Annotated in this window: 23 protein-coding genes and 2 pseudogenes; 19 read left to right on the plus strand and 6 right to left on the minus strand. The window is 70.7% G+C overall.

Annotated features, from left to right (window positions below; all coding sequences use genetic code 11):
- Positions 1-10: 10 nt before the first annotated feature.
- On the minus strand, positions 11-1552 hold the full coding sequence (locus tag OG446_RS00775) for an acyl-CoA synthetase (RefSeq protein ID WP_328892140.1): 1542 nt from the start codon (positions 1550-1552) through the stop codon (positions 11-13).
- Positions 1549-2658, minus strand: coding sequence for an NAD(P)H-dependent flavin oxidoreductase (locus OG446_RS00780; RefSeq protein ID WP_328892141.1), 1110 nt, complete (start codon positions 2656-2658; stop codon positions 1549-1551). Before OG446_RS00780 ends, OG446_RS00775 begins: the two co-directional genes overlap by 4 nt.
- A 183-nt stretch (positions 2659-2841) precedes the next feature.
- Here OG446_RS00780 and OG446_RS00785 point away from each other — a divergent pair, with 183 nt between their 5' ends.
- Positions 2842-4692 carry a serine hydrolase gene (locus tag OG446_RS00785; RefSeq protein ID WP_328892142.1) on the plus strand — a complete coding sequence of 617 codons (1851 nt, stop codon included), beginning with the start codon at positions 2842-2844 and terminating at the stop codon, positions 4690-4692.
- A gap of 114 nt (positions 4693-4806) precedes the next feature.
- Here the strand turns inward: OG446_RS00785 and OG446_RS00790 are convergent, their stop codons facing one another.
- Positions 4807-5664 (minus strand): alpha/beta fold hydrolase, encoded by an 858-nt coding sequence (locus OG446_RS00790; protein ID WP_328892143.1) that lies wholly within the window; start codon positions 5662-5664, stop codon positions 4807-4809.
- A gap of 100 nt (positions 5665-5764) precedes the next feature.
- Between OG446_RS00790 and OG446_RS00795 the strand changes: the two genes are divergently transcribed.
- From OG446_RS00795 to OG446_RS00825, 8 genes and pseudogenes are all read left to right on the plus strand, one after another.
- On the plus strand, positions 5765-6184 hold the full coding sequence (locus OG446_RS00795; protein WP_328892144.1) for a winged helix-turn-helix transcriptional regulator: 420 nt from the start codon (positions 5765-5767) through the stop codon (positions 6182-6184).
- A gap of 149 nt (positions 6185-6333) precedes the next feature.
- Positions 6334-6477 carry a hypothetical protein gene (locus OG446_RS00800; protein ID WP_328892145.1) on the plus strand — a complete coding sequence of 48 codons (144 nt, stop codon included), beginning with the start codon at positions 6334-6336 and terminating at the stop codon, positions 6475-6477.
- A gap of 70 nt (positions 6478-6547) precedes the next feature.
- Positions 6548-8035 carry an ABC transporter substrate-binding protein gene (locus tag OG446_RS00805; RefSeq protein ID WP_328892146.1) on the plus strand — a complete coding sequence of 496 codons (1488 nt, stop codon included), beginning with the start codon at positions 6548-6550 and terminating at the stop codon, positions 8033-8035.
- The gene (locus tag OG446_RS00810; protein WP_328892147.1) at positions 8032-9783 is read left to right on the plus strand and encodes an ABC transporter permease subunit; all 1752 of its coding nucleotides are present in this window, start codon (positions 8032-8034) and stop codon (positions 9781-9783) included. The genes OG446_RS00805 and OG446_RS00810 overlap by 4 nt, the downstream gene beginning before the upstream one ends.
- Positions 9773-10732 carry an ABC transporter ATP-binding protein gene (locus OG446_RS00815; protein WP_328892148.1) on the plus strand — a complete coding sequence of 320 codons (960 nt, stop codon included), beginning with the start codon at positions 9773-9775 and terminating at the stop codon, positions 10730-10732. The genes OG446_RS00810 and OG446_RS00815 overlap by 11 nt, the downstream gene beginning before the upstream one ends.
- Positions 10729-11409, plus strand: coding sequence for a dipeptide/oligopeptide/nickel ABC transporter ATP-binding protein (locus OG446_RS00820; RefSeq protein ID WP_328892149.1), 681 nt, complete (start codon positions 10729-10731; stop codon positions 11407-11409). Before OG446_RS00815 ends, OG446_RS00820 begins: the two co-directional genes overlap by 4 nt.
- Positions 11410-11613: 204 nt before the next feature.
- A pseudogene (locus OG446_RS37120) lies at positions 11614-11759 on the plus strand (IS110 family transposase); the annotation flags it as partial.
- Positions 11746-12342, plus strand: a pseudogene (locus OG446_RS00825) (GTP-binding protein); the annotation flags it as partial. The pseudogenes OG446_RS37120 and OG446_RS00825, both read left to right, overlap by 14 nt.
- Before the next feature lie 337 nt (positions 12343-12679).
- On the opposite strand, the gene rpsN reads toward OG446_RS00825, so the two are convergent.
- Positions 12680-12985, minus strand: a complete 306-nt coding sequence (gene rpsN, locus OG446_RS00830) for a 30S ribosomal protein S14 (RefSeq protein ID WP_328892150.1) — start codon at positions 12983-12985, stop codon at positions 12680-12682.
- On the minus strand, positions 12985-13221 hold the full coding sequence (gene rpmB / locus OG446_RS00835; protein ID WP_328892151.1) for a 50S ribosomal protein L28: 237 nt from the start codon (positions 13219-13221) through the stop codon (positions 12985-12987). Before rpmB ends, rpsN begins: the two co-directional genes overlap by 1 nt.
- A gap of 68 nt (positions 13222-13289) precedes the next feature.
- Between rpmB and rpmG the strand changes: the two genes are divergently transcribed.
- The 4 genes from rpmG to rpsR are packed head-to-tail and all read left to right on the plus strand — an operon-like array spanning position 13290 to position 15191.
- The gene (rpmG, locus tag OG446_RS00840) at positions 13290-13454 is read left to right on the plus strand and encodes a 50S ribosomal protein L33 (RefSeq protein WP_328892152.1); all 165 of its coding nucleotides are present in this window, start codon (positions 13290-13292) and stop codon (positions 13452-13454) included.
- Between the two features lie 49 nt (positions 13455-13503).
- Positions 13504-13758: a type B 50S ribosomal protein L31 gene (locus tag OG446_RS00845; protein WP_328892153.1), complete on the plus strand. Its 255-nt coding sequence runs from the start codon at positions 13504-13506 to the stop codon at positions 13756-13758.
- Positions 13758-14912, plus strand: coding sequence for a CobW family GTP-binding protein (locus tag OG446_RS00850; RefSeq protein ID WP_328892154.1), 1155 nt, complete (start codon positions 13758-13760; stop codon positions 14910-14912). Before OG446_RS00845 ends, OG446_RS00850 begins: the two co-directional genes overlap by 1 nt.
- Positions 14913-14948: 36 nt before the next feature.
- Entirely contained in the window at positions 14949-15191 is a 243-nt protein-coding gene (gene rpsR, locus OG446_RS00855) for a 30S ribosomal protein S18 (RefSeq protein ID WP_328892155.1), read from the plus strand.
- Between the two features lie 214 nt (positions 15192-15405).
- On the opposite strand, the gene OG446_RS00860 is transcribed toward rpsR, so the two are convergent.
- A complete protein-coding gene (locus OG446_RS00860) occupies positions 15406-16488 on the minus strand; it encodes a LacI family DNA-binding transcriptional regulator (protein ID WP_328892156.1) in 1083 nt (360 codons plus the stop codon).
- 225 nt (positions 16489-16713) lie between these two features.
- Between OG446_RS00860 and OG446_RS00865 the strand changes: the two genes are divergently transcribed.
- The 6 genes from OG446_RS00865 to OG446_RS00890 all read left to right on the plus strand — a co-directional run bounded on the left by OG446_RS00865 (position 16714) and on the right by OG446_RS00890 (position 24441).
- Positions 16714-17982, plus strand: coding sequence for an ABC transporter substrate-binding protein (locus tag OG446_RS00865; RefSeq protein WP_328892157.1), 1269 nt, complete (start codon positions 16714-16716; stop codon positions 17980-17982).
- A 138-nt stretch (positions 17983-18120) separates the two neighbouring features.
- A complete protein-coding gene (locus OG446_RS00870) occupies positions 18121-18963 on the plus strand; it encodes a carbohydrate ABC transporter permease (protein WP_328892158.1) in 843 nt (280 codons plus the stop codon).
- Complete coding sequence (locus OG446_RS00875; RefSeq protein ID WP_328892159.1) at positions 18950-19873, plus strand: carbohydrate ABC transporter permease; 924 nt, start codon at positions 18950-18952, stop codon at positions 19871-19873. Before OG446_RS00870 ends, OG446_RS00875 begins: the two co-directional genes overlap by 14 nt.
- A 45-nt stretch (positions 19874-19918) precedes the next feature.
- Positions 19919-20683, plus strand: coding sequence for an SDR family NAD(P)-dependent oxidoreductase (locus OG446_RS00880; protein WP_328892160.1), 765 nt, complete (start codon positions 19919-19921; stop codon positions 20681-20683).
- Entirely contained in the window at positions 20671-22458 is a 1788-nt protein-coding gene (locus OG446_RS00885) for a heparinase II/III domain-containing protein (protein WP_328892161.1), read from the plus strand. The genes OG446_RS00880 and OG446_RS00885 overlap by 13 nt, the downstream gene beginning before the upstream one ends.
- A gap of 3 nt (positions 22459-22461) precedes the next feature.
- Positions 22462-24441 carry a hypothetical protein gene (locus OG446_RS00890; RefSeq protein WP_328892162.1) on the plus strand — a complete coding sequence of 660 codons (1980 nt, stop codon included), beginning with the start codon at positions 22462-22464 and terminating at the stop codon, positions 24439-24441.
- The last annotated feature ends 2 nt before the right edge of the window (positions 24442-24443 follow it).

Raw genomic sequence — 24443 nt, forward strand, 5'->3', positions numbered from 1 at the left:
GGACAGGCCGTCAGCTGTGCCCTTCCCAGTACGGCTCGCGCAACCGTCGTTTGTACAGCTTGCCGTTGGGGTCGCGGGGCATCGTCGTGATGAAGCCGAGGGTCTTGGGCCGTTTGTACCCGGCGAGCAGGCCGTCGCAGTGCCCGAGGATCTCGGCTGCGAGCTCGTCACCCGCCTCGTGTCCCTCGGCGGCCTCGACGACCGCTCTGACCTCCTCGCCCCAGTCGGCGTGCGGGATGCCGAAGACGGCGGCGTCGGCGACGGCGGGGTGACTGAGCAGGGCGCTCTCGATCTCGGCGGGGTAGATGTTCACCCCGCCGGAGATGATCATGTCGATCTTGCGGTCGCGGAGGAAGAGATAGCCGTCCTCGTCCAGCACGCCGAGGTCACCGACGGTGAAGAAGTCGCCGATGCGGTTCTTCCTCGTCTTGCCCTCGTCCTTGTGGTAGCTGAAGCCGCCGGTGCTCATCTTCATGTAGACGGTGCCGAGCTCGCCCGGGCCGAGCCGGTTGCCGTCGTCGTCGAAGACCGCGAGTTCGCTGATCGGCCAGGCCCGGCCGACGGTGCCCGGCTTCTTCAGCCAGTCGTCGGCGGTGGCGAAGGCGCCGCCTCCCTCGCTGGCCGCGTAGTACTCCTCCACGCACCGGCCCCACCAGTCGATCATGGCCCGTTTGACGTGGTCGGGGCAGGGGGCGGCGCCGTGGATGGCGTGGCGCATCGCCGAGACGTCGTACCGCTGCCGGACCCCTTCGGGGAGGGCGAGAAGGCGGTGGAACTGGGTGGGGACCATGTGGGTGTGGGTGCAGCGGTGGGTGTCCATCGCCCGCAGCATCTCCTCGGGCGACCACTTGTCCATCAGGACGAGGGGGTGGCCGATGTGCAGGGCGGCGCCCGCGAACTGGAGCACGGCGGTGTGGTAGAGCGGCGAGCAGACCAGGTGGACGTTGCCGTCGAACGGCTTGATGCCGAAGATGCCGAGGAAGCCGCCGAGGTAGCTCTCCTCGGGAAGCTTGCCCGGCAGCGGGCGGCGGATGCCGCGCGGGCGGCCGGTGGTGCCGGAGGTGTAGTTCATGACCCAGCCCAGCGTGCGGCCCTCCGGGGGCGACACCGGCCGGTTCTCCAGCAGTTCGGCGTACGGGCGGAAGCCGTCGACCGCACCGACGCCGTAGCGGTGGCTCGTGGGCAGTTTCGCCTCGTCGGCGGCGGCGGTCGCTGCCTCGGTGAAGCGTTCGTGGGCGATGAGCACCTTGGCGCCGGAGTCGGAGACGATCCAGGCGATCTCCGGCCCGACGAGGTGGTGGTTGACGGGGACGAGGTAGAAGCCGGCCTGCGAGGCGGCGAGGTAGGCGGTGAGGAACTCGACGCCGTTGGGCAGCACGACCGCGAAGGCGTCGCCCTCTTCGAGTCCGGCCGCGCGCAGTCCGTGGACCATGCGGTTGGCCTCGGCGTGCAGCCGCCCCGCCGTCCATGTCCCGCCGTCGGGCGCGATCAGGACCGTGCGGTCGGGGTCGGCGGTGGCCTGGGCCCAGAAGCCGTTGGGCGGCTGGTTCATGAGGCGCTCCGTCCGGCGATGCGGTTGATCCGGTCGATGGCTCGTTCGAAGCCGCTGGTCAGGTCGTCGAAGACGGCCTGCACGCTGCGTTCGGTGTTCATCCGGCCGACGATCTGGCCGACGGGCGTGCCGAGCAGGGCGCCCGTCTCGTACTTCTGGATACGGGATACGGCCTCGGCGACCAGGAGTCCCTGAAGCGGCATGGGCAGGGTGCCCGGACCCGACGGATCGTCCCAGGCGTCGGTCCATTCGGTACGGAGCTGGCGTGCGGGTTTGCCGGTGAGGGCGCGCGAGCGGACGGTGTCGCCGGAGCCCGCGGCCAGGAGCTTGGCCGTCAGGGCCCGGGAGTGCATGTCGGCCTCCTCGGTGGTCAGCCAGAGGGAGCCGAGCCAGACGCCCTGGGCGCCCAGGGCGAGTCCGGCGGCGATCTGTTCACCGCTGCCGATGCCTCCCGCGGCGAGGACCGGGAGCGGCCCCACGGCGTCGACCACGTCCGGGACGAGGACCATGGAGGCGATCTCGCCGGTGTGGCCGCCCGCCTCGTACCCCTGCGCGACGACGATGTCGATGCCCGCGTCCGCGTGGTGGCGTGCGTGCCGGGCGCTTCCGGCGAGGGCGGCGACGAGGACGTCCTGGTCGTGGGCGCGGGCGACGACGTCGGCGGGCGGTGAGCCCAGCGCGTTGGCGAGGAGCTTGATGGGGTAGTCGAACGCCACATCCAGCTGGTTGCGGGCGACTTCCTCCATCCAGCCCGTGATGCGCCAGCCCGACGCCTCGCCGTCGGCGAGTTCGGGGACGCCGTGTCTGGCGAGGGTCTCCTGGACGAACTGCCGGTGGCCGGGCGGGATCATCGCCTCCACATCGGCCTCGCTCACACCCTCCACCTTCTTCGCCGGCATGACGACGTCGAGGCCGTAGGGCTTGCCGTCGGTGTGTTCCTGCATCCAGTCGAGGTCGCGTGCGAGGTCGTCGGGTGCGGTGTAGCGGACCGCGCCGAGTACGCCGAATCCACCGGCCCGGGTGATGGCCGCGGCCACCGCCGGGAAGGGCGTGAAGCCGAAGATGGCGTGCTCGATCCCCAGTTTTTGACTCAGCTCCGTCTCCATGGGCGGCAGGATGCCGCAGTCCGACGGACGAGGGAAGAGATTTTCTGATGCAGTGTCAGATTCTTTCTGATCCCGGGGCCTGCGGGACGGCGGGGGGTGACAGTACTCTCTGCTTCGGCAGGAAGTTTCAGACTCGGAAGAGATTTCGAAAGTTACTTTCACGGCATGGGGAAGGGGTTCCGGATGACCGAGGACACGGCGGGCGGGGGCATCGGCCGGCGGAGGCTGGGCGGTGGGATGCTGGCCCTGGGCGGCGCACTCGCCCTGGCGCCGATCCCGTTCGCGAAGGCGGCGTCTGCCACGGAGTCGGGGGCGGGGTCGTCGGACATGAGTACAGGGACTGCGGCGCGGACGCCTTCGGGGCAGGGCGGACCGACCCTGCGGCGCGGGTCCGCCGCCCGTGCGGGACTGCTTCAGGAGCCGCTCGACCAACTGGTCACCGAGGCGCAGAAATATCTCGCCGACTCCCCCAAGCACCCGTGGTACGCGGGCGCCGTCCTGCTCGCGGGACGGGGCGGGACCGTGGCGCTGCACCGGCCGATCGGCAAGGCGGTGCGCTATGCGGCGTACGACGAGAAGACCGACACCGGTGTGGAGTTCCCGGCCGACCAGCAGATCGACATGGCCGAGGACACCGTCTTCGACCTGGCGTCGGTGTCGAAGCTGTTCACGTCGATCCTGGCCGTGCAGCAGATCGAACGCGGCAGGCTGGAGCTGGAGGCACCCGTCGCCTCCTACCTTCCCGACTTCGCCGGGGGCGGCAAGCAGGACATCACCATCCGTCAGCTGCTCACGCACACCTCGGGATTCCGCGCCTGGATCCCGCTCTACAAGGCGCCCACCCGTGAGGGAAAGCTGGAGCTGATCTGGAACGAGGTACCGGCGAACCCGCCCGGCACCGCGTATCTCTACTCCGACCTCAACCTGATCTCGCTCCAGCTGGTACTGGAGAAGATCACCGGACAGACCGAGGACGTACTGCTCCGCGAGCAGATCACCGCTCCGCTGGGGATGCACCGCACTCGCTACAACCCGCCGGCCTCCTGGAAGCCGAAGGTCGCCGCGACCGAGGACGCCCGGCTCCCCTGGTCCGGACTGGAGCGCGGCCTGGTCTGGGGCGAGGTGCACGACGAGAACGCGTACAGCCTGGACGGCGTCGCGGGCCACGCCGGGGTCTTCTCCTGCGCCTGGGACCTGGCGGTCCTCGCCCGCACCCTGCTCAACGGCGGGGTCTACGGCCGCGCGAGGATCCTCTCCGCGGCATCGGTCGACCTGCTGTTCACGGACTTCAACACCGCGTTCCCCGGTGACGCGCACGGCCTCGGCTTCGAGCTCTACCAGCACTGGTACATGGGGGCGATGGCCACCCCGCGCACGGCGGGCCACACCGGCTTCACGGGCACCAGCCTGGTGCTCGACCCGACCACGGACTCGTTCCTGATCGTGCTGGGCAACTCGGTCCATCCGGTGCGCAGCTGGCGCTCCGGCAGCGCACCGCGTGTCGCCGCCGCCAACCAGATGGCCCGCGCGGTCGCGGTCCGGCCCGCCCGGGGCCGTACGGCATGGTTCTCCGGCCTGGCAAGCGCCTCGTCGGCCACCCTGGCGCTCCCGCCGCTCGCCCTGAAGTCGTCGCGGGCCCGGCTGAGCTGCGCGTTGTGGTGGGACACCGAGCCCGCTTCCGACTTCCTCTTCCTGGAGGCCTCCACGGACGACGGGACCACCTGGCAGCCGGTCCCGTTCACCACCGGTCCGGCCTCGCCGAACGGGCAGCAACAGCCCGAACCGCATCCGACGGGCTCGGTGTCCGGCTGGTCGGGCCGGGTCTGGCACCGGCTGGACGCGGACCTCGCCCAGTGGGGCGGCGGGGCGTTGCGGCTGCGCTGGCGGTACGCCACGGATCAGCTCTACGTCGGCCGTGGGGTGTACGTGGACGCCATCAGGGTCGAGGACGGCGGACGTACGGTCTTCGACGAGGGCCGGCCGTCCGACGCCCGGCGCATCGAGGCGAACGGCTGGGCTGCTTCCGCGAACTGACCGGTACCCGAGGAGGGCCGGGGCGGCCGGGCCATCGCGGCCGGCCGGCCCGGCCACCGCACCGCCCGGACGAGCACCCGAACCGCCGGCCCCGATTCCCCGGCCCCGCTCCGGTCATCCCGGCAGATCGGCGGAGAGGAAGGGGGCAAGCAGCGCGAGCAAGTCGTCAGGGCGGTCGAGGGGAATGATGTGGCCGCAGTCCTGGAGCCGGTGTCCGACCAGGTCGTCGGCGAGCGGACGGAGCTGGCGTTCGAGCGCGGTGCCGACGGGGTGCGAGCCGACGGCCATCGTGGGCATGGTCAGCCGGGCCGTCGCCACGGCGTCCTGGAGCTGCCGCGCGCTGGTGGGCAGGGCCCGGTAATAGGAGAACGCACAGCGCAGGGCCTCGCTCCCGGTGTACGCGTGGAGGAAGGCCGCACGGACGTCGTCGGGTACACCCCGTCCGAGCGTGCCCGAGTCGAGGAACCAGTCGATGTACGCGGCCTCGTTGCCCGCCAGCACGGTCTCGGCGAGACCGGGGACCCCATGGAAGCCGAACCACCACGGGGCACCGCCCGCGAAAGCGTTCTCCGCCCCGGGCAGACGGCCGAGCAGCGCCTCCATCACGACCAGGCGCCGGACGAGGCCGGGCCGGCGCAGCGCGAGCAGGGCGGCGGGGGCGGTGCCCGCATCGATGCCGACCACTGCCGCCGAGGTCTCACCGAGTGCGTCGAGCAGTCCTTCGGCGTCGGCGGCAAGGGTGCCCGCGTCGTAGCCGTCGACGGCACGTTCGCTGGCACCGAAGCCTCGCAGGTCGGGGGCGATGACCCGGTACTGCCCGGACAGCCGGTCCATGATGCCGCTCCAGAGCCGCCAGGTGTGGGGGAAGCCGTGCAGCAGGAGAACCGCAGGTCCGTCCCCGGCGATGGCGACGTTGAGTTCGACGCCGTTCGTTGCGATGCGGCGCAGGTGGTGAGCGGTGGTGACGGGCATGACGGATCCTTGCGGTGGTTACCATTGGTGACCTCAGAACCATAGGTAACCGTCTGGTCGTTGCCCAGACGGCACTTTCAGGGAAGGTGGTGAGCCACAGGTGACCACCTCGAAGCCCCGGGCCACCGGGCGTGGGGTACACGGCGATCTGTTCGACCCCCAGTGCCCGACGCGGCAGTTGCTGGACCGTCTGGGGACGAAATGGACGTCCATGGCGGTCAAGACGCTCGCCGATGCCGCACCGGACGAGGTGCGCTTCGCGGAGCTGAGGCGCCGGATGCCCGGTGTCTCGCAGAAGATGCTGTCCGTGACGTTGCGGAGCCTGACCCGCGACGGGCTGGTGTCGCGCCGGGTCGAACCGACCGTGCCGCCACGGGTCTTCTACCGGCTCACCGGGCTCGGGCTGTCCCTGGAGGCCGTGCTCGCAGGGCTGCGAACCTGGGCGGAGGAGCACATGGCCGAGATCGACCGCGCCAACCACGCCGTGGACCGGGAGGCCGAGGAGACCGAGGTGCCTTAGCCAGGGCCCGACTCGCCCGCTGCCGAGCACCCGCGCCAGGGGCTCGCTCGCGGCAGCGGGCAGAGGCACGGCCTCGACAGGCACGTCCTGCGGCGCCGTTGCCGCATGGCGCGGCGGCCGACGCGAAGCCGGCCACCCGGATACGCGCGGTGCACCAGGAATCGGACGGCACCTCGGAGCCGAAGATCACCGCCGAACTCCACGAGACGAGCGGAGAGGCGCTCAACGACAAACTCATCGGCGGCACCCCTGCGACCCGCCGCCTCCAAACGGCACACCTGAGCCCTTTCTGAAAATGATTATCATCATGCTACGGTCGTCGCACGCTCAACCTTTGACCTGCCTTTTACTCGGAGTGACCCCGTGCGCGTCCTGTCCCGCCCCCTGCTCTTCCCCGCGGTTCTCGCCGCCGCTGTCCTGCTCACCGGCTGCTTCGCGTCCACGGAAACCACCGGCACCGGCTCGGGCGAGCGCCTCAGTGTCGCGATGATGCAGCCGCCCCGCTCGGGCTTGTCTCCGCTCTCCGACGACGCGTTCAAGCTGTCCCGTTGGTCCACGGCGGAAACACTCGTGAGACTGAACGCGGACGGCGACGCCGAGCCCGCTCTTGCCACCGGGTGGAAGCGGTCCGGTCGGAACTGGGCCTTCACCCTCCGCAAGGACGTCACCTTCCACGACGGCACCGAGCTGACCGCCGAGGCCGTTGTCCGTTCCCTCACCAAGGCCACTGGCGCCTCCCCCAAGCCCCGCATTCTCGACGGCGTCGAGCTGACCGTGAAGGAAGGGGACCCCGGCACCGTCATCGTCACGACCGCCGAGGAGGACCCGTTGGTCCCCCAGCGGCTCAGCTCCCCGCAGTTGTCGATCCTCGCGGCGAAGGCGTACGGAGGGAAGACGGTGAATCCGGTCGGTGCCGGCACCGGTCCCTTCGAGCTGATCAAGGTCAACGGCACCTCTTCCGCCGCCCTCGACCGCTACGACGACTACTGGGGCGGCACGGCCAAGGCTTCCGGCATCGACGTGACGTTCGTGCCCGACGGCACCGCCCGCGCCGCCGCCCTGCGCAGCGGCGAGGCCGACATCGTCGAGGCGGTCCCGGTCTCACAGGCCGCACTGCTGGACAAGGACCTGATCACCGAGGTCCCGATGCCGCGCACGAACACGCTGTACCTCAACACGGGGAAGGGCGCATTCAAGGACCCGGCGCTGCGGGCGGCGGCCCGCGAGGCGATCGACGCCGAATCGATCGTGAAGGGCGTGTACGAGGGGCGAGCCGACGTGGCCGAGGGGCTGCTCGGGCCCGCGCTGCCGTGGGCGGCCGACCTGCGCGAGCCGGCGCGCCGTGCGAAGTCGGGTGATCCGGCGGGCAAGAGCATCACCATCGGTACGTTCACCGACCGGGCGGAACTGCCCGAGGTGGCCGCCGCCCTGCAACAGCAGCTGCAGAAGGCGGGGTTCCGGGTGAAGCTGGAGGTCCGCGAGTACGCCAATATCGAGTCCGACGCTCTGGCGGGCGCGTTCGACGCGTTCATCCTCTCCCGGGCCACCGTCCTCGATTCCGGCGACCCGGCCGCGTACCTGTACAGCGACTTCGCCTCCGACGGTTCGTTCAACATCCCCCAGCTCGCCGATCCGGTCGTCGACAAAGCCCTGAGCAAGGCGGGCGCGACGCCGACAGGTGACGCCCGCCGCCGAGCCGTCGTCGATGCCGAGGCCGCCGTACTCGCCACCGACGCGGCCGTGCCGATGCTCCACGAGCGCGTGATCCAGGGCGACGCCGCCGACGTGGTCGGCGCGGCCCACGACCCGCGCGAGCGGGAGCTGGTCACGCTCGACACCCACGTCAAGTGAGGTCGGCCACGGCGGGGGTGACCCGCGCTGTCTGCCTCGTCGCCGCACTGGCCGCCGTCGGTCTGCTGCCCTGGCTCTCCGGCCGGGACCCCGCCCTGACGGTACTGCGCGCCCGGTCCGCCGAACAGGAGCCGACCGAGGAGGCCCTGTCCGCGATCCGCCGCGACCTCGGTCTGGACGCAGGACCGCTCTCCTTGCTCGGTGACTGGGCCGGCGGGCTGCTGCGCGGCGAATTCGGGACCTCCTGGGTGTCGGGGACGGACATCCTGCCGTCCGTCATCTCCGGCCTCCAGGTATCGCTGGGCCTGATGACCGCCGCGCTGGCGGTGGCGATGATGCTGGCTGTGGCCCTGGTGGCACCCGTTCTCGTGCGGGGCCGGGGGTCAGCCGGGGCGTTCGCCGCCATGGCCGCCGCCGTGCCGGAGTTCCTCCTGGCCACCGTGGCACTGCTGGTGTGCGGAGTATGGCTGGGGTGGCTGCCCACGTCCGGCTGGCAGGGGCCCGAGTACCTGGTGCTGCCCGCACTCGCGCTCGGTGTCCCCGCGGGCGGACTGCTCGGCCGGCTCGTCGCGGACGCGCTGCCCGCCGTACTGGACGAACGATGGGTGGAGCTGTGGCAGGGAGCGGGAGTGAGCCGCAGCCGTGTCTCGGCGGCGGCCCTGCGTCGTGTACTGCCACCGCTGATACCGCAGTTCGGGATGGTCGCCGTCGGGCTGACGGGTGGGGCGGTCGCGGTGGAAACCGTCTTCGCGGTACCCGGCATCGGACGTACCGCGCTGGGTGCGGCCAAGTCCCAGGACCTGCCGCTGCTCCAGGGCGCCGTCCTCGCCCTGCTCGCCCTGGGCCTGGTCACCGGCGCGCTCGCCGCCCTCGTGCGACGCCGGCTGCTGGGTCCCGCCCTGCGTGATGCAGGGCTCTCGCTGCCACCGGCCCGCCCGGTCCGGGCGCACCCGGCGATCCCGGCTCTCCTCGGGATCCTGCTGCTGACCGCGATCGGCTGGGGCCTGCTCCGCGACCCGTACGCGGTGGACACCACGGCTCGGCTGGCCCCGCCCTCGTGGGCGAACCCGCTGGGCACCGATGGGCTCGGCCGCGACGTGCTGGCCCGGCTCGGCCACGGAGCCGCCTCAACAGTCGGCACGGCGGCGGCCGTGTGCCTGCTGAGCCTGATGGTCGCACTGGTCCTCGGCTTCCTCCCTGGCATCGCGACGGGCGCGGCCGACATCGCCAACGCGCTGCCACCGGTGATTGTCGGCATTCTGGTCGCCGCGGCGGCCGGTCCCGGCACCGGCGGAGCGGCCCTCGCGGTCGCGCTGATCTCCTGGCCGCCCCTGGCGGCGCATGCGGCGGCGCTGGTCCAGGAGGTACGGGCGTCTGCGTTCCTGACCGCCCAGCGCGCCATAGGCGCACCGCCGTTGTGGATTCTCACCCGGCACGTCCTGCCGTCCGTCGCCGCCCCGGTCACCCGCCACGCCCTGCTGCGGCTGCCCGGCATCGCGCTCGCGCTGGCCTCCCTGGGGTTCCTCGGTCTCGGCGCCCAGCCACCCGCCCCCGAGTGGGGTCTGCTCCTCGACGAGTCCCGCGCCTACGTGGAACGCGCCCCCTGGGCGGCCCTCGCCCCGGCCACCGCGCTGGCCCTCCTGGCAGGACTGGCCGTGTCGGGTGCGGCGTACGCGCAGGGCCGGGGAGACCGGCGCACGACCAGGCGCTCGGTACGGAAACGGAAGGAGACCGCCCATGCGGTCTGAAGCACTGCTGTCGGTACATGACCTGCGGATCGCGTTCGGCGCGGTCGAGGCGGTGCGCGGACTGACCTTCGACGTCCGCCCGCGCGAGGTGTTCGCCCTCGTCGGGGAGTCCGGCGCGGGCAAGTCCCTCACCGCCCGGGCGCTGCTCGGCATGGTGCCGCGCGGCGCGACCGTCGGCGGCAGCGTGCGGTTGCGTGACTCCGCAGATCTCGTCGCCGAGCGCGGGCGCCGGATCACCCTCGTCCCTCAGGACGCCCTGTCCGCTCTCTCCCCCGTCCACCCGGTCGGCGACCAGATCGCCGCGGCCGTGCGGTCGGTGCGGCACGTGTCCCGCAGACAGGCTCGCGCCCGGGCGGTGACGGCACTGGACCGGGTCGGCATCCCGGACGCCGCGCGCCGGGCAAGGGCCTACCCTCACGAGTACTCGGGCGGCATGCGTCAGCGTGCGGTGATCGCCATGGCAACGGTCAACGAGCCCGACATCGTCGTCGCCGACGAGCCGACCACCGCGCTGGACGAGGAGCGCCGCGAGCAGGTGCTGCGGGTGCTCGCCGAACAGCGGGAAGCGGTCGGCGCCGCGCTGGTCCTCGTCACCCACGACCTGGACGTCGTACGGGACCACGCGGACCGCATGCTGGTGATGTACGCAGGGCGGGCGACCGAGCTCGGCCCGGTTCGGCAGGTCCTGAGCCGTCCGCGCGCCCCGTACACAGCGGGCCTGCTGGCCTCGCTCCCGCAGGACGGCCCCCGGCGCCGCAAGCTGCCGGCGCTCCGCGGCACCCCACCCGCACCGGACGCCCTCGGGCCGGGCTGCGCCTTCGCCCCACGCTGCCCACTGGCGACGGACCCGTGCCACGACCGCGAACCAGACGTCCAGGCCATGGACGGACACCTGGTCGCCTGCCACCACGCCGCCGACGTGCCCGACCCCATTCGGAAGTTCGTATGAACCACCCCCTGCTGGACGTCCGCGACCTCGTCGTCCGCTACGGCCCGGTCACCGCCGTGGACCATGTCTCGTTCGCACTGGACGCCGGTGAGACCCTCGCCCTCAACGGCCCCTCCGGATGCGGTAAATCCTCCACCGCCCTCGCGGTGCTCCGGCTACGCCCGCCTGACGCCGGGCAGATCCGCTTCGAAGGACGGGAGCTGACCCACCTGACGGAACGCGAACTGCGTCCGCTACGCCCACGCATGCAGCCGGTCTTCCAGGACCCCTACGGCTCCCTCAGCCCCCGTCGCCGCATCCGCGACGCGGTGGCCGAGCCACTGAAGGTGCACGGCACATGGGACCCGGCCGACGGGCCCGCCCGCGTGGCCGAGCTGCTCGACCGCGTCGGCCTCGACCCGTCGTCCGGGGACCGGCGACCCCACGAACTCTCCGGCGGCCAGTGCCAGCGGGCCGGCATCGCCCGCGCCCTCGCCTCCGGACCGCGGCTGCTCGTCCTCGACGAACCGGTGTCGGCCCTCGACGCTTCCGTCAGGGCCGGCGTGTTGAACCTGCTCGCCGACCTCCAGGACGAACTGGGCCTCGGCTACCTGTTCATCTGCCACGACCGGGCCGTCGTACGGCACTTCGCTGACCGCGTGATCGAGATGCGGGACGGACGCATCGTCCCCACCTGACAACTGGGCCAGGTGGCCCGGGAGGGCCTGATGTGGCTCATGGGTTCTTGCCTTCAGGGGCTTCCCAGGAGTGGCTGTCCGGTTCTCCGGGGCGCCCTGGCTGCCTGATCGAGATGTGCGCGCTTCGTGCGGTCGCCTATTACCGAGATGACAGCGGGGTGTTCCTCGGGCCGACGGCGTGCCGGGCGGAACGAGGAGGGGCAAGTGAGCAAGCGGAAGGCCCAGGTCCGGGCCGGCGTCGATGCCGGTAGAGGCCACCACTGGGCGGCCGTCGCCGATGAGACCGGCGCAACCCTGTCCTCGAAGTAGGCGACAACGAGGAGTCGGCGATCCTGGGCGCGCTCGGTGAGAGCCGCCCTCACCCGCCTCAATCCGGTAGCCCGGATCGTGCCCGTCAGCCGAGGCCGCGCGGAACTGTCCGAGGTACTCGGCACCGGGCTCTTCGACCTGGAACGGGCCCATCAGGCTCCGGGATGGGTGCGGGAGCTGAACGGGGACCACGTGCCGGAGACCGAGGAGTACGGCATCTCCAGCACGGTCTTCCGCTCGGACCTGCCCTTCCATTCCGAGCGCCTGTGGACATTCGTCACCGACAAGCTCGGCGCGGCCGGTACGGGCAGGTTCTGCGCTCCAAGGGCTTCTTCTGGCCGGCCGGCCGGCCGGCCGCATGTGACCGGACTCTGGTCGCAGGCGGGCTCCGTGGCCCGCTTCGAGCCGTCCGGCGCTCGCGACGCCGGCACCACACAGGGCCAGGAACTGGTCTTCATCGGCACAGCTCTACGCGCGGAAATCCTCCACGAAGAGTTGTCCGCATGCCTGATGTCCGTGGGCGAGGCGCGGCCAGCGGCCGATCCCTTCCCCGACTGGGACACGTACGGGATCGGCGACGCGTGTGAGCACGTGCACCTGGACACTGTGGCAGCGCACCCCTGAACTCCGGGCCGGACGGTGGTCGCAGCCACGGCATCGTCCGGTCCGGCCCGTGTCGCATACAAGTGGGCCCCGCCGACCATGACATCGGTCGACGGGGCCTGTTTGTGCGTGGCGACTACAGGGCTCCCCTTGACCAGAGGGTCGCCACCCGAGCAGCGGGGCGGGCATCGCGGCCCACGCATCCCTTCCCTGCGCCGGCTGTTGTCCCACGAGGCGAGGCGCCCGCGCGCTCCCCCCACGGCGCCTCATCGGCCGTAACAGCTTTCGGGCCCGGAAGGGGTGACGGGTGGCGCCACGGCCGCCGACCGCGCCACCACTCGTCACCTGCAGCCAGATGTCACCAGGAGGACTTGGTCACTCCGGGAAGAAATCCTGCGTGCGCCTGTTCGCGCATCCGGACCCGCGACAGTCCGAACTTCCGAAGGTGACCACGTGGACGGCCGTCCACACTGTCCCGGTTACGCACCCGGGTCGCACTGGCGTTGCGCGGCTGGCGGCGCAGCTCCTCGACGGCTGCGAGTCGCTCGGCCTCCGGGGTACCGGGCTTGCGGATGATCTCCTTCAACTCCGCGCGCCGCGCGGCATACCGCTCGACGGTCACCTTGCGCTTCTCGTTCTGCGCGATCTTGCTCTGCTTGGCCATCAGACCTTCACTCCCCGCGCCCGGATGCGGGCGACCGCCGCCTCGATGCCGATGGTGTCGATCACCTTGATCGCCCGGGCACTCAGCACCAGGCGCACGTGACGGCCTTCGCCGGGTAGCCAGTAGCGCTTGCGCTGGATGTTCGGGTCGAACCGGCGCGACGTGCGCCGGTGCGAGTGGGAGATCTTGTTGCCGAAGCCCGGTTGCGCACCGGTCAGTTGGCAGTGGGCGGACACGTAGTTACCTGCCTCTCATTGACTCGGCCCCATATTGAACATGGAAACCATTGCCATATAGTAGCGCCATGGCTCGCAACGAAATACGTCCGATCATCAAGCTCCGCTCCACCGCGGGGACGGGCTACACCTACGTCACCCGCAAGAACCGGCGGAACAACCCCGACCGGCTGGTACTGCGGAAGTTCGACCCGCTCGTCCGCCGCCACGTCGACTTCCGCGAAGAGCGCTGACACCGCGGCTCCCCGCTCGACACCACCCCCGATCCCCTAGGAGACCGCCATGAAGCCCGGAATTCACCCCGACTACCGCCCCGTCGTCTTCCGCGACAAGGCCGCCGACTTCGCCTTCCTGACCCGCTCCACCCTGACCAGCGACCGGACCGTCGAGTGGGAGGACGGCAACACCTACCCCGTCGTGGACGTGGAGATCTCCTCCGCGAGCCACCCCTTCTACACCGGGACCGCGCGCGTTCTGGACACCGCAGGCCGCGTCGAGCGCTTCGAGCGCCGCTACGGCCGTCGTGAGGGCCGGTGATGGAGGCCAAGCACGAGCTCTCCGTCGTCATCGTCAGCGGGCTCCACTCGGACGCACGCCACCATGTCGTGGAGGGGCTGCTGAAGGACGTGCCTCACAGCGTCGCACTGCACCACGACCTGGGCACTGCGGAGAAGGGCACGGTGTACCGGACCGTACGTGACACCTCCGGGACGCTCTCCAGCGGCGAGGCCCCCTTGGTGAACGACTGCGCCTGTTGCGCCCTGCGCGAGGACCTGATGCCGGAACTGGAGCGCCTTGCGGCCGACAGCGTGACCAAGATGGCCGTCCTCGAACTGTGGGACTCCGTCGAGCCCCGGGCGATGGCCGAGGTCATCACCGCGCACGGCGAGGGCGTGGTCGAAGTGACCGGCGTGATCACCGCCGTCGATCCCGCCCTCGTGCTGCCCTACCTCGTCAACGGCGACGACCTTGCCGAAGCCGGCCTGGCAGCCGCGGCCACCGACCAGCGGACCGTCGGCGACACCTGGGCCAGGCAACTCGAATACGCCTCCGTCATCGCCCTCGTGGAAAACACCGAGGCGGACGACGAGGACCGGGCGCTGATCGGCCAGTTGCACCCGACCGCCCCTCAGGCGGCAGCCGGCTCACCCGAGCTGGTGAAGCTGGCTCTCGCAGGGTTCGATGTGGAAGCTGCCGGTGCCGGCCAGCATCCCGCCTGCGCCCTGCTGCCCCAGGATGCCGAGGAGGCCGGCGTCAGCACTCTCGTCTGGCGCAAGCACCGCCCGTTCCATCCTGAGCGCCTCTACGACGCGCTGGAGGACCTGAGTTGCGCAGCGGCCCGCAGCCGTGGCAGGTTCTGGCTCGCCGACCGGCCCGACACCCTGCTGTCCTGGGACGCGGCGGGCGGCGCTCTCTGCGTCGAGAACAACGGTCCCTGGCTCGCGTCCCTCCCGGACGCCGCCTGGGACATGATCCCGCCGGTCCGGCGGGCCGCCGCCGCACTGGACTGGCACCCCGAGCACGGTGACTGCTGCCAGCACCTGGTCTTCATCTCGCCCGGTCTCGACCGGGACGGGCTGACCGCTCTGCTCGATTCCTGCCTGCTGACCGACGACGAGTACGAAGCAGGCCGCACGGCATGGAAGAACCTGCCCGCCGCGTTCGATGCACTCCTCGACCCGGTTCACTGACCGCCCCTCACACCCTCGCACCCGTAAGGAAGACCGATGGCTCGACGCCAGGAAGCCCGTAAGCCGGCGAAGGACCGCCCGAACCCTCTCGACGCGGCCAAGATCACCTACATCGACTACAAGGACATCGATCTGCTGCGGAAGTTCATCTCCGACCGGGGGAAGATCCGCAGCCGCAGGGTCACCCGGATCAGTGCCCAGCAACAGCGGCAGGTCACCACTGCGATCAAGAACGCACGCGAGATGGCACTGCTGCCGTACACCGGTTCCGGCAAGTGACCCGCGGCGCGGGGCAGCCGTCACACCACTACGTGAGGTGACACCCGGGAACAAAGGGTGACACGTCGATGTGCCCGGCAGCGCCCGGAGGTGCCTGCGCCCCAGCAGGCTTACGCTGCGGGATATGACTCATCGATCTTGATCAGGCCCAGGGGCAACCCAGCTCAGCCTTGGTGCGGTCGACCCGGCGCGGCGCGGGGTACGCGACGCCGTGTCAGCTGCGCGCGAGCGCCTCCCCCGGCGCCGCCACCGCCGCGGGCGCGGGCGCCGTCGACTCCCGGACCACCAGCCGCGGCCTGATCAGGAGCGAGCGCCCGGCAACCGGCGCCGAGTCGATACGGGCACGCAGCTGCTGGAACGTCTCGGCGGCCATCTCCGGCAGCGGCTGGCGGACCGTGGTCAGCGGCGGTTCGAAGAGGTCGGCGAGCAGGATGTCGTCGAAACCGACCACGGACACGTCCTGCCCGGCGTTGCGGCCGGCGTCCTTGGCGCCACGGCAGATCCCGATGGCGCACATGTCGTTGATGGCGACGAAGGCGGTGGGCGGGCGCGGGCCGCAGAGGAGTTCGCGGGCAGCCTTGCGTCCCAGTTCGGCGGCGTCCTTGTCGCCGAACTCGGTGGTGTCGGCGCCGGGCCACACGATCGCGTCGGCCGGGTCGAGGCCCGCCGACTCCAGGGCGGCGCGGAAGCCGCGCAGTCGCTCACGGCGGTTGACGCTGTTGACCGAGCCGGAGACGAACGCCAGTCTGCGGTGGCCCAGTTCGAGCAGGTGGCGGGTGGCGAGCTCGGCGCCCATCGCGTTGTCGACGCTGATGGAGGCGAGCGACGGCGGGTCGCCCGCCTGGGCGGTGCGGTCGAAGGCCACCATCTTCAGGCCGCGGCTGAGCAGCGGTGCCACATGGTCGAGCGAGGGCAGCGAGGAGCACAGCACCACACCGCTCACCCCGTCGGCCAGCAGCTCCTCGCCGTACTTGAGCTCACGGGCCGGATCGCGCTCGCTGTTGCAGAGCAGTACGTGGTACCCCTCGGCGAGCGCGATGGCCTCCAGCTCCCGGGCGAGCGCCCCCCAGAACGGGTTGGCGACGGACGGCACGATCAGGCCGATGACCTTGATCCGGCCGGTGCGCAGCATGCGGGCCGCACGGTTGGGCCGGTAGCTGAGCTGCTCGATCACCCGCTCCACACGGGCCAGGGTCGCCGCCTGCATACGGTCCGTACGTCCGTTGAGGACGTTCGACACGGTGCTGGCGGAGACACCCGCAGCCTCCGCGACCTGATGGATCGTTACCCCGCTCATGCCACCTCCGGTTCGGAACGTGTTCGCCAGACTAGTGTACCGATTTACTGAACTCTCTTCACCGGTACACCCGTTAACTTCCCCGAAAATTGTTGTGCATCAGCTGTTGACGAGCCTCTCAGGGCGTTCCTAGTCTCAGTGCATCGATTTACCAGCGCTTCCCGGCCATGACCGGGTTGCCATCGCTGGATCGATCCACTGCCTCCACCTCAAAAGGGGTGCCCAATGGAACTCAAACGACGGTCGCTGCTCGCCGCCATCGGCGCCGGTACGGCCGCGGCCGCACTCTCCGGCTGCGGCACAGGCTCCACGGCGGCCGGCTCCGCCGACGGTCCCGCCGAGGGCGAGATCACACTGCTCACCCCGATCTTCGAAGGCGCCAACGGCAAGACGCTGCTGGAGAAGGAGATCATCGGCGGCTTCCGGAAGAAGTACCCGGACGTCAAGGTGAACGTGGACTACACCACGTACGCGCAGCTCAACGAGAAGATCACCACGGGTCTGGCCGGCGGGCTGCTGCCCGACGTACTGATGATGGGGGTCGGCTGGATCCCGCCGTTCGCGGCGAAGAAGGCCATCGCCCCGCTGCCCGAGAAGTTCGCCACCGCGCACGACTACGAGAAGCGGGTGCTGGAGCCGTCGCGCTACGACGGCAAGCTCTACGCGCTGCCGGTCGTCCTGGACACCCGCATCGTCGTCTACCGCAAGGACCACTTCGCCGAGGCCGGCATCAAGAAGACCCCGGCCAACTGGGCGGAGCTGCGGGCCGTCGCGAAGCAGCTGACGAAGGACGGCCGGGTGGGATTCGACCCGTTCTCCATCGATCTGCGCCAGTGCTGGGAGACCTTCCTGTTCGCCAACGGCGGTCAGCTGTTCAGCGCGGACGGCAAGAAGGTGCTGTTCACCGACAACCGGGGCGTCGAGGCGCTGCAGTTCTTCAAGGACCTGTCTGCGGACGGCTCCGCCGACTACGCGAAGAAGACGGCTGCCGGTGCACCGTCGAACGTCCAGACGGGCAAGGCGTCGATGATGATGACGACGAGTGCCCTGTGGGAGCAGGTACGCGCGCAGAACCCGGAGCTGTTGAAGGACGACACACTCGGCGCGTTCATCCTGGCCAACCGCAAGCCGGCGATGCTCCAGGGCGGCACGCTCGTCACCCAGTCGGCGAGCTCCAAGCACCCGGCGGCGGCGCGTGCCCTCGTCGAGTACCTCGCGACGCCCGACTCGATCCTGGGCGCCGCGAAGCAGCGCGGTTCGGTGCCGGGGCTCAAGGATCTCAACGAGTCCGGCTATGTGAAGGAGAACAAGTTCGTCGATCTCTCCCTCCAGAACATGGGCGCCGCCTACTCGGAGGGCGGCACCGCGGCCTGGATGGAGATCCGCGAGAAGATCAAGCCGACGCTGGAGCCGGCGATCGTGGGCGGTCAGTCCGCGAAGGACGCCATCGCGGAACTCGGCCGTCTCGCCGAGGCCGCCATCGGCCGGATGTGAGGCGCCGCTGTGGGAGCTGTATCCGTACTGAAGGCACGGCCCGCGCGGCCGCCTTCGCCGCCCGGTAACACCCGGCCCGCCAAGCAGCGGGCCGGCAGGACCCCGACGGGTCCGGGGCGCCGCAGGCAGCGGGCCGGCATGCTGATGGTCGCACCCGCCCTGCTGCACGCCGCCCTGTGGATCGGGCTGCCGGTCGTCGCCTCGGTCGTCCTGGCCTTCACGAAGTACGACGTGCTGACGCCGCCGCAGTTCGTGGGGCTGGACAACTTCAAGGAGATGATGGACGACGCGGTGTTCCGCAAGTCCATCGTCAACACCGTCATCTACACCTTCTTCACCGTGCCGTTCGGCATGATGCTGGGTCTGTTGCTGGCGCTCGCCCTGCACACGGGTCTGAAGGCGCGCGGCATCTTCCGTACCGCGATCTTCCTGCCGCAGGTCACCGCCACGGTGGCGATCGCCCTGGTCTGGCTGTGGATCTACAACCCGGGCAACGGGCTGTTCAACGCCCTCCTCTCGTTCGTCGGGATCGACGGCCCGGCCTGGCTCTCGTCGACCACCTGGGCGTTGCCCTCGGTGATCCTGGTCGGGGTCTGGCAGGGCATCGGCATGAAGATGCTCATCTACCTGGCCGCGCTCCAGTCCCTGCCGAGGGAGCTGTACGAGGCGGCGTCGGTGGACGGCGCCTCCAAGGCGCGGCAGTTCTTCTCGATCACCCTGCCGCTGCTGAAGCCGGCCACGTTCTTTGTGCTCATCACGTCGATGATCAGCGCGTTCCAGTCCTTCGACCAGGTCTACATCCTCACCGAGGGCGGGCCGGCCAACAGCACCACGATGATGACGTACGAGATCTACAAGTCCGCCTTCCGGGAGTTCCGCGTCGGCTACGCCTGCGCCCAGTCACTGGTGCTGTTCGTCCTGCTGATGGGCTTCACCCTGGTCAACCGGCGGATCATGGGAGGCACCCGTGGCCACAACTGAGCTGCACAAGCCCGGGGTCGCGAAGTCGCCCCGCCCCACGGCCAGCCGGAAACCGGTCTCCGCCGGCCGGATCGCGCTCTATGTGACGCTGTCCGTGATCTCCCTGCTGATGGTGGTGCCGTTCATCTGGATGGTGCTGACCTCCCTCAAGACTCCGGTGGAGATCGCGTCGCAGGACGCGGGACTGCTGCCGGAACACTGGGACTTCAACAACTACAGCGAGGCGCTGAAGGCCGCGCCCTTCGCCACGTACGCCCGTAACAGCTTCATCATCGCGACCAGCCACACCGTGCTCAACCTGGTGATCGCCTCGATGGCGGGGTACGCGCTGGCCCGGATCCGATTCCGCGGCAGCGAGGTCATCTTCTACCTCTTCATCGCGGCCCTGATGATCCCGACGTACACCAAGGTGCTGCCCGAGTTCCTGATCGTCCGCTTCATGCCGCTGGCCGGCGGGAACGACCTGTTCGGCCAGGGCGGCAGCGGCTGGCTCGACACCTGGTGGGCCCTCATCGTGCCCGGTGCGGTCACGCCGTTCGCCGTCTTCCTCTTCCGGCAGTTCTACCTGGATCTTCCGGTGGAGCTGGAGGAGGCGGCCAGGCTGGATGGTCTGGGCGAGTTCCGGATCTACGCCCGGATCATGACGCCGCAGGTCAAGCCGGCGCTCATCACGGTGGCGCTGCTGACCTTCGAGTCGTCCTGGAACAACTTCCTGTGGCCGCTGCTGGTGACCCGGACGGACAGTCTGCGGGTCATCCAGGTGGGGCTCTCCGTCTTCAAGACGGAGAACGGCCCCCAGTGGCACTTCCTGATGGCGGGCACCACGCTCGCCACCCTGCCCATGGTCGTTCTCTTCCTGATCGGCCAGCGCTACTTCGTGCAGGGCTTCGCCACCGCCGGTCTCAAGTGACCGGTCCCGGTCCTCAACGGCCGGTTATCGAAAGGGTTACCCCCCATGTCTGCTGATCTCCAAGGTTCCCGCGCGCTGGTGACCGGGGCGGGCCACGGCATCGGCCGCGCCATCGCCGTCGCCCTGGCCGAGGCCGGCGCCGATGTCGCCGTTCACTACCACTCCTCCGCCGACGAGGCCGCGAAGACGGTCTCCGCGATCGAGGCGCTCGGCCGCAAGGCCAAGGCGTTCCAGGCCGACGCGACGGTGACGGCCGAGGTGGACCGCCTGGTCGAGGAGGCCACCGGATTCCTCGGCGGGCTGGACGTCCTCGTCTGCAACGCCGGTCATCTGATCGGGCGCGCGACCGTCGCCGAGATGTCCGACGACCACTTCGAGCAGGTCATCGGAACCAATCTGACCTCGACGTTCCGTACGGTGCGGGCGGCCCTGCCGCATCTGAAGGAGTCGTCCGCCGGGCGCATCATCACCATGTCCTCGCTCGCCGCGCACAACGGCGGCGGCCCCGGCTCGGTCGCCTACGCAGCCGCCAAGGCCGGAATCCGGGGCTTCACCAAGGGGCTGGCCAAGGAGCTCGGCGGCACCGGCATCACGGTGAACACGGTCGCCCCGGGCTTCATCAAGGGCACCGCCTTCCATGACACGTTCACCGCGCCTGCGGCGCAGGAGGCGATGGAGGCGGGCATCCCGGTGGGCCGGGCCGGCACGCCCGAGGACGTCGCCACGGCGGTCGTGCACCTGGCCTCCCCCTCGTCCGGCTTCCTCACCGCGACCACGGTCGACATCGACGGTGGCGTATGGCCGCGTTGAGGCGGATCGCGCGGGAGCGCGGCGGCTGGTGGCACGCGTACGTCTGCCCGGCGCACGGGGTGGAGCTCGACCACGGCGATGTGCTCGCCGGAGCGTTCCCCGAGGGCGGTGCGCGATGTTCGTACGGCTGCCGGGTGGACAACGAAGCGGTGCGCGGTGCCTGGCTGGTGCTGTCGCACCAGGCGTGGGCACGGCATCTGCGGGTGCTCGCCCACCGGGGCGAGCATGCCGAGGTGGTGGCGCGGCTGGTGGAGTACACCGCGCTGTACGAGGAGCTGGCCACCGCTCAGCACGGTGAGGCTCAGGGCTGGATGCTGCGCGGCCGGCTCTTCCACCAGGCGCTGACCGACGCGATCTGGGCGGTGAACATCGGTCACACCGTCGTGACGCTCGCCGAGCACGGCACGGATGACCTGGCCGGAGTGCTGCCGCTGCTTGACTCCTTGGAGCGAGCAGCACTCGACGCCCGCGCCGTACTGATCGGCAAGGGACAGCTCGCCTCGAACTACACCGCATGGCTCAACGCCGCGGGCGCCGCCACCGGGCGTGCCGCCGCGGCGGTACGCGGACAGGAGTGGGACGGGCGCAAGGAGTGGCTGGAGGGCGACAGCGGGCTCTACGCGCATCTGCGGGTCGCGGTCGCCGACGACGGCTGGGAGTGGGAGGGCAGCACCTACTACCACGGGTTCGTACTGCGGGCTGCGCTGCTGGCGCTGCGGGGCACCGATCCGACAGAGATCCCTGCCGATGTGGTGGGCGTGCTGGCGGGGATGACGGATGTGCTGGCGGCGATCGCCACGCCGGGCGGGATCCTGCCCGCGCTGCACGACGGGCCCTACCTGCGTGACCCGCTGGCCCTTGAGTTGCTGGAACTGGTCGCGCTGGCCCAGCAGTTGGTTCCCTCGGGTGCGCTGGACGCCGTCGCTGCGCGGGCCCGCGCCGAACTGGGCGCCGGCGACGACGGGCTGGACGGGGAGCTGGGCGGCTGGTTCGCGGGGCCACCGCTGCCGGAGCGCCCGGCGCCCGGAGCACTCACGCTGTTCGGTGCCGCGGGCTACGCGGTGCTCCGCGTCGCGGGCATTCACGCGCTGCTGGACTTCGGCCCGCACGGCGGTTCGCACGGCCACCGCGACAAGCTGTCTCTTTATCTCTACGGCGATACGACGCCGTGGCAGCCCGATCCGGGCCAGGTGCCGTACGCACACGCCGAGTTCCGTGATCTGTACGCGTCGACCGAGGCCCATCCCGCGTTCCGCGTGGACGGCCGCGAACAGGCGGAGTGCACGGGGGCGCTGCTCGCCTCGGACGACCGTTCCGTCACCGCCGAGGTGACCACGGCGTACGAGGGTGTGCGCGCGGTCCGGCGCATCGTGGCGGGCCCCGGCTGTCTGGTGGACCTGCTGACCGTGACGGCCACGGAGTCGCACCGCATCACCGCCCAGTTGCGCCCCGGCACCGCGCTGGACGTACAGGTGCAGGCGGCGGGCGCGACGCGCACCACGTGGTACGGCGACGAGACGCTGCACGGCTGGCACACGCACCGCGCCAAAGTCCCGGTGCGTCCGGTGAGCCGGCCGGGTCCTGGCCCGGCGGATGATCCGCAACGCACGCGGACCCGGGTGGACTTCACGGCCGACACCGAGCGGGTCACGTTCGCCTCGGTGTACCAGGCGGCATCGGCCGGGCCCGCGGTGACCGACGTACGGCTGGACGCCGACGGGCTGACGGTGCGGCTGGCCGACGGCAGCACCACGCGATTCCGGACGGAGGACTGACCCTTGTTGCTCTCGGCGACCCCGCCGCCCGGCCCGCGTCCCGCGCAGGAGGTGCGGCTGTACGAGGAGGCCGTCCGCCACCGCGGGCTGACCCCGCCCCGTACGCACCCCCTGGCCAGCATCACATGGCTCGGCCCCGCCGCCTCCAACCCGGCTCTCGCGTACCTGGTGGGCGGCGACCCGGCGCATCTGGCGGAGAGCCAGCGCTGGATCGAGGCCGCGGTGCGGCTCCCGCACTGGGGCCGGGCCCATATGCCCGACCACGACCTGGACGCCGGCTGGCTGCTGCACCATCTGGCCCTGGCGTACCGGTGGATCGGGGACGACCTGCCGGACGGGGTGCGCGCGCTGCTGCGGTACAAGCTGCTGCTCCAGGGGCGGCGGATGTACGAGTTCGCGGTGGCGAGCGAGGGCCGCTGGTGGTCGTCCTCGTACTGGCAGAACCACAACTGGATCTGTTACGCGGGTCTGGCGACGGCAGGGTACGTGCTGGGCAAGGAGGAGTGGACCGAGCGCGCCAAGGACAATCTCGGCACCGTCCTGGACCTGATGCCGGAGGACGGATCGCACGCCGAGGGCGTCGTCTACTGGCGCTACGGTGTGCCGTTCCTCGCCGCCCACCTGGACCTCCTCAAGGAGGCGGAGGGCATCGACTGGTGGGACAGGGGCGGATTCATGTCGCGCACGTTCCGTTACCGGCTGCACCAGACGGCGCCCGGGTTCGCCTTCAACGTCGACCACGGCGACTGCCACGACCGGCGCAGCGGGCACAGCGCCGGTCTCTACTACCGGCTCGCCGCCCAGTACGCGATCCCGGAGGCCCAGTGGTTGGGCGATCTGGCCTCGGGTGAACTGCTGTGGCCGGAGGCGTCCGAGAGCGGGGTGCGGCCGGGCATCCTGCCGGAGGCCTACCTCGAATACCTCTGGTACGACCCGTCGGTGCCTGTCGCCCGGCCCACCGGGACGCGGGCGTTCTTCCCCGATCTCGGGCTGCTGGCCGCACGCACGGGGTGGGACGACGACGCCACGCTGGTGTCGTTCAAGGCCAGCCCCGGTGGCGGCCACCGGGCGTGGGAGACCGCCGCGAAGCACCGGGCCGAGAAGGGCTGGGACACCCTGAACCAGGGGCACCACCACCCCGATTCGGGTTCGTTCGTGTTCGTTTCGCAGGGTGCGTTCCTCGCCGTGGACGAGGGTTACAGCAACCGCAAGCGGGCCGCGCACCACAATCTGCTGCTGGTGGACGGGCAGGGGTACGCGGACGAGGACCGGTATCACGTGTACCGGGACATCCCCTTCGAGCGGCAGGCCCGGCAGCGCGACGTGCTCGTCTCCGACGACTGCGGGTGGGCGCACGCCACGGCGGAGATCGCCGCGATGTACGACCCCGGTCTGGGGGTGCGGCGGCTCGACCGGACGCTGGTGTTCACCCCGTCGGGGCGCCTGGTGCTGCTGGACCTCGCCGAGGCGGAGGCGGCCCGGGAGTGGACGTTCCTGCTCCAGACCGACCGGCCCACCGAGCCGCGGCAGGACGGCAGCCGGCTGATCCGCTCCGGTAAGGCCGCGGCCCGGCTGCGGCAGTTCGCCCCCGCCGACGGCCGTGTCGTGGGCGAGGTCACCGAGGTGGCGGCCAACCCGACGTCGAGCACGCCGGAACTGCGCCTCACCCGCACGCTGCACACGCTGCGCTCGACCACGACGCGGTCGGCGGAGGCGCTGTTCCTCACCACGATCGCCCCGGGAACCGACACCCACGCCGCCCGGGTTCCCTGCACCGAGGGCCAGGGCGTGACCTTCGGGACCGAGACCGTGCTGCTCTCCCCCGTCGCCCGGCGCATCCGCGCCGAAGGGGTCCTCGCCGACGCGGCAGCCGTACTGCTCACCGAAGGTGACGCCCCGTACGTCGTGGCGGCGACCCGGCTGGAGCTGGGCGGCAAGGTGCTCCTCGACGTGGCGGAACCGTACACAGGGAAGGTCGGCTGATC

The organism is Streptomyces sp. NBC_00236 (assembly GCF_036195045.1).
Classification (GTDB): Bacteria; Actinomycetota; Actinomycetes; order Streptomycetales; family Streptomycetaceae; genus Streptomyces.

Excerpts from the sequence above, each read along its gene's own strand:
- OG446_RS00775 (WP_328892140.1), bottom strand. The coding sequence starts at position 1,552 with ATGAACCAGCCGCCCAACGGCTTCTGGGCCCAGGCCACCGCCGACCCC.
- OG446_RS00780 (WP_328892141.1), bottom strand. The coding sequence starts at position 2,658 with ATGGAGACGGAGCTGAGTCAAAAACTGGGGATCGAGCACGCCATCTTC.
- OG446_RS00785 (WP_328892142.1), top strand. The coding sequence starts at position 2,842 with ATGACCGAGGACACGGCGGGCGGGGGCATCGGCCGGCGGAGGCTGGGC.
- OG446_RS00790 (WP_328892143.1), bottom strand. The coding sequence starts at position 5,664 with ATGCCCGTCACCACCGCTCACCACCTGCGCCGCATCGCAACGAACGGC.
- OG446_RS00815 (WP_328892148.1), top strand. The coding sequence starts at position 9,773 with ATGCGGTCTGAAGCACTGCTGTCGGTACATGACCTGCGGATCGCGTTC.
- OG446_RS00820 (WP_328892149.1), top strand. The coding sequence starts at position 10,729 with ATGAACCACCCCCTGCTGGACGTCCGCGACCTCGTCGTCCGCTACGGC.
- rpsN (WP_328892150.1), bottom strand. The coding sequence starts at position 12,985 with ATGGCCAAGCAGAGCAAGATCGCGCAGAACGAGAAGCGCAAGGTGACC.
- rpmG (WP_328892152.1), top strand. The coding sequence starts at position 13,290 with ATGGCTCGCAACGAAATACGTCCGATCATCAAGCTCCGCTCCACCGCG.
- OG446_RS00845 (WP_328892153.1), top strand. The coding sequence starts at position 13,504 with ATGAAGCCCGGAATTCACCCCGACTACCGCCCCGTCGTCTTCCGCGAC.
- OG446_RS00850 (WP_328892154.1), top strand. The coding sequence starts at position 13,758 with ATGGAGGCCAAGCACGAGCTCTCCGTCGTCATCGTCAGCGGGCTCCAC.
- rpsR (WP_328892155.1), top strand. The coding sequence starts at position 14,949 with ATGGCTCGACGCCAGGAAGCCCGTAAGCCGGCGAAGGACCGCCCGAAC.
- OG446_RS00860 (WP_328892156.1), bottom strand. The coding sequence starts at position 16,488 with ATGAGCGGGGTAACGATCCATCAGGTCGCGGAGGCTGCGGGTGTCTCC.
- OG446_RS00865 (WP_328892157.1), top strand. The coding sequence starts at position 16,714 with ATGGAACTCAAACGACGGTCGCTGCTCGCCGCCATCGGCGCCGGTACG.
- OG446_RS00870 (WP_328892158.1), top strand. The coding sequence starts at position 18,121 with ATGCTGATGGTCGCACCCGCCCTGCTGCACGCCGCCCTGTGGATCGGG.
- OG446_RS00880 (WP_328892160.1), top strand. The coding sequence starts at position 19,919 with ATGTCTGCTGATCTCCAAGGTTCCCGCGCGCTGGTGACCGGGGCGGGC.
- OG446_RS00885 (WP_328892161.1), top strand. The coding sequence starts at position 20,671 with ATGGCCGCGTTGAGGCGGATCGCGCGGGAGCGCGGCGGCTGGTGGCAC.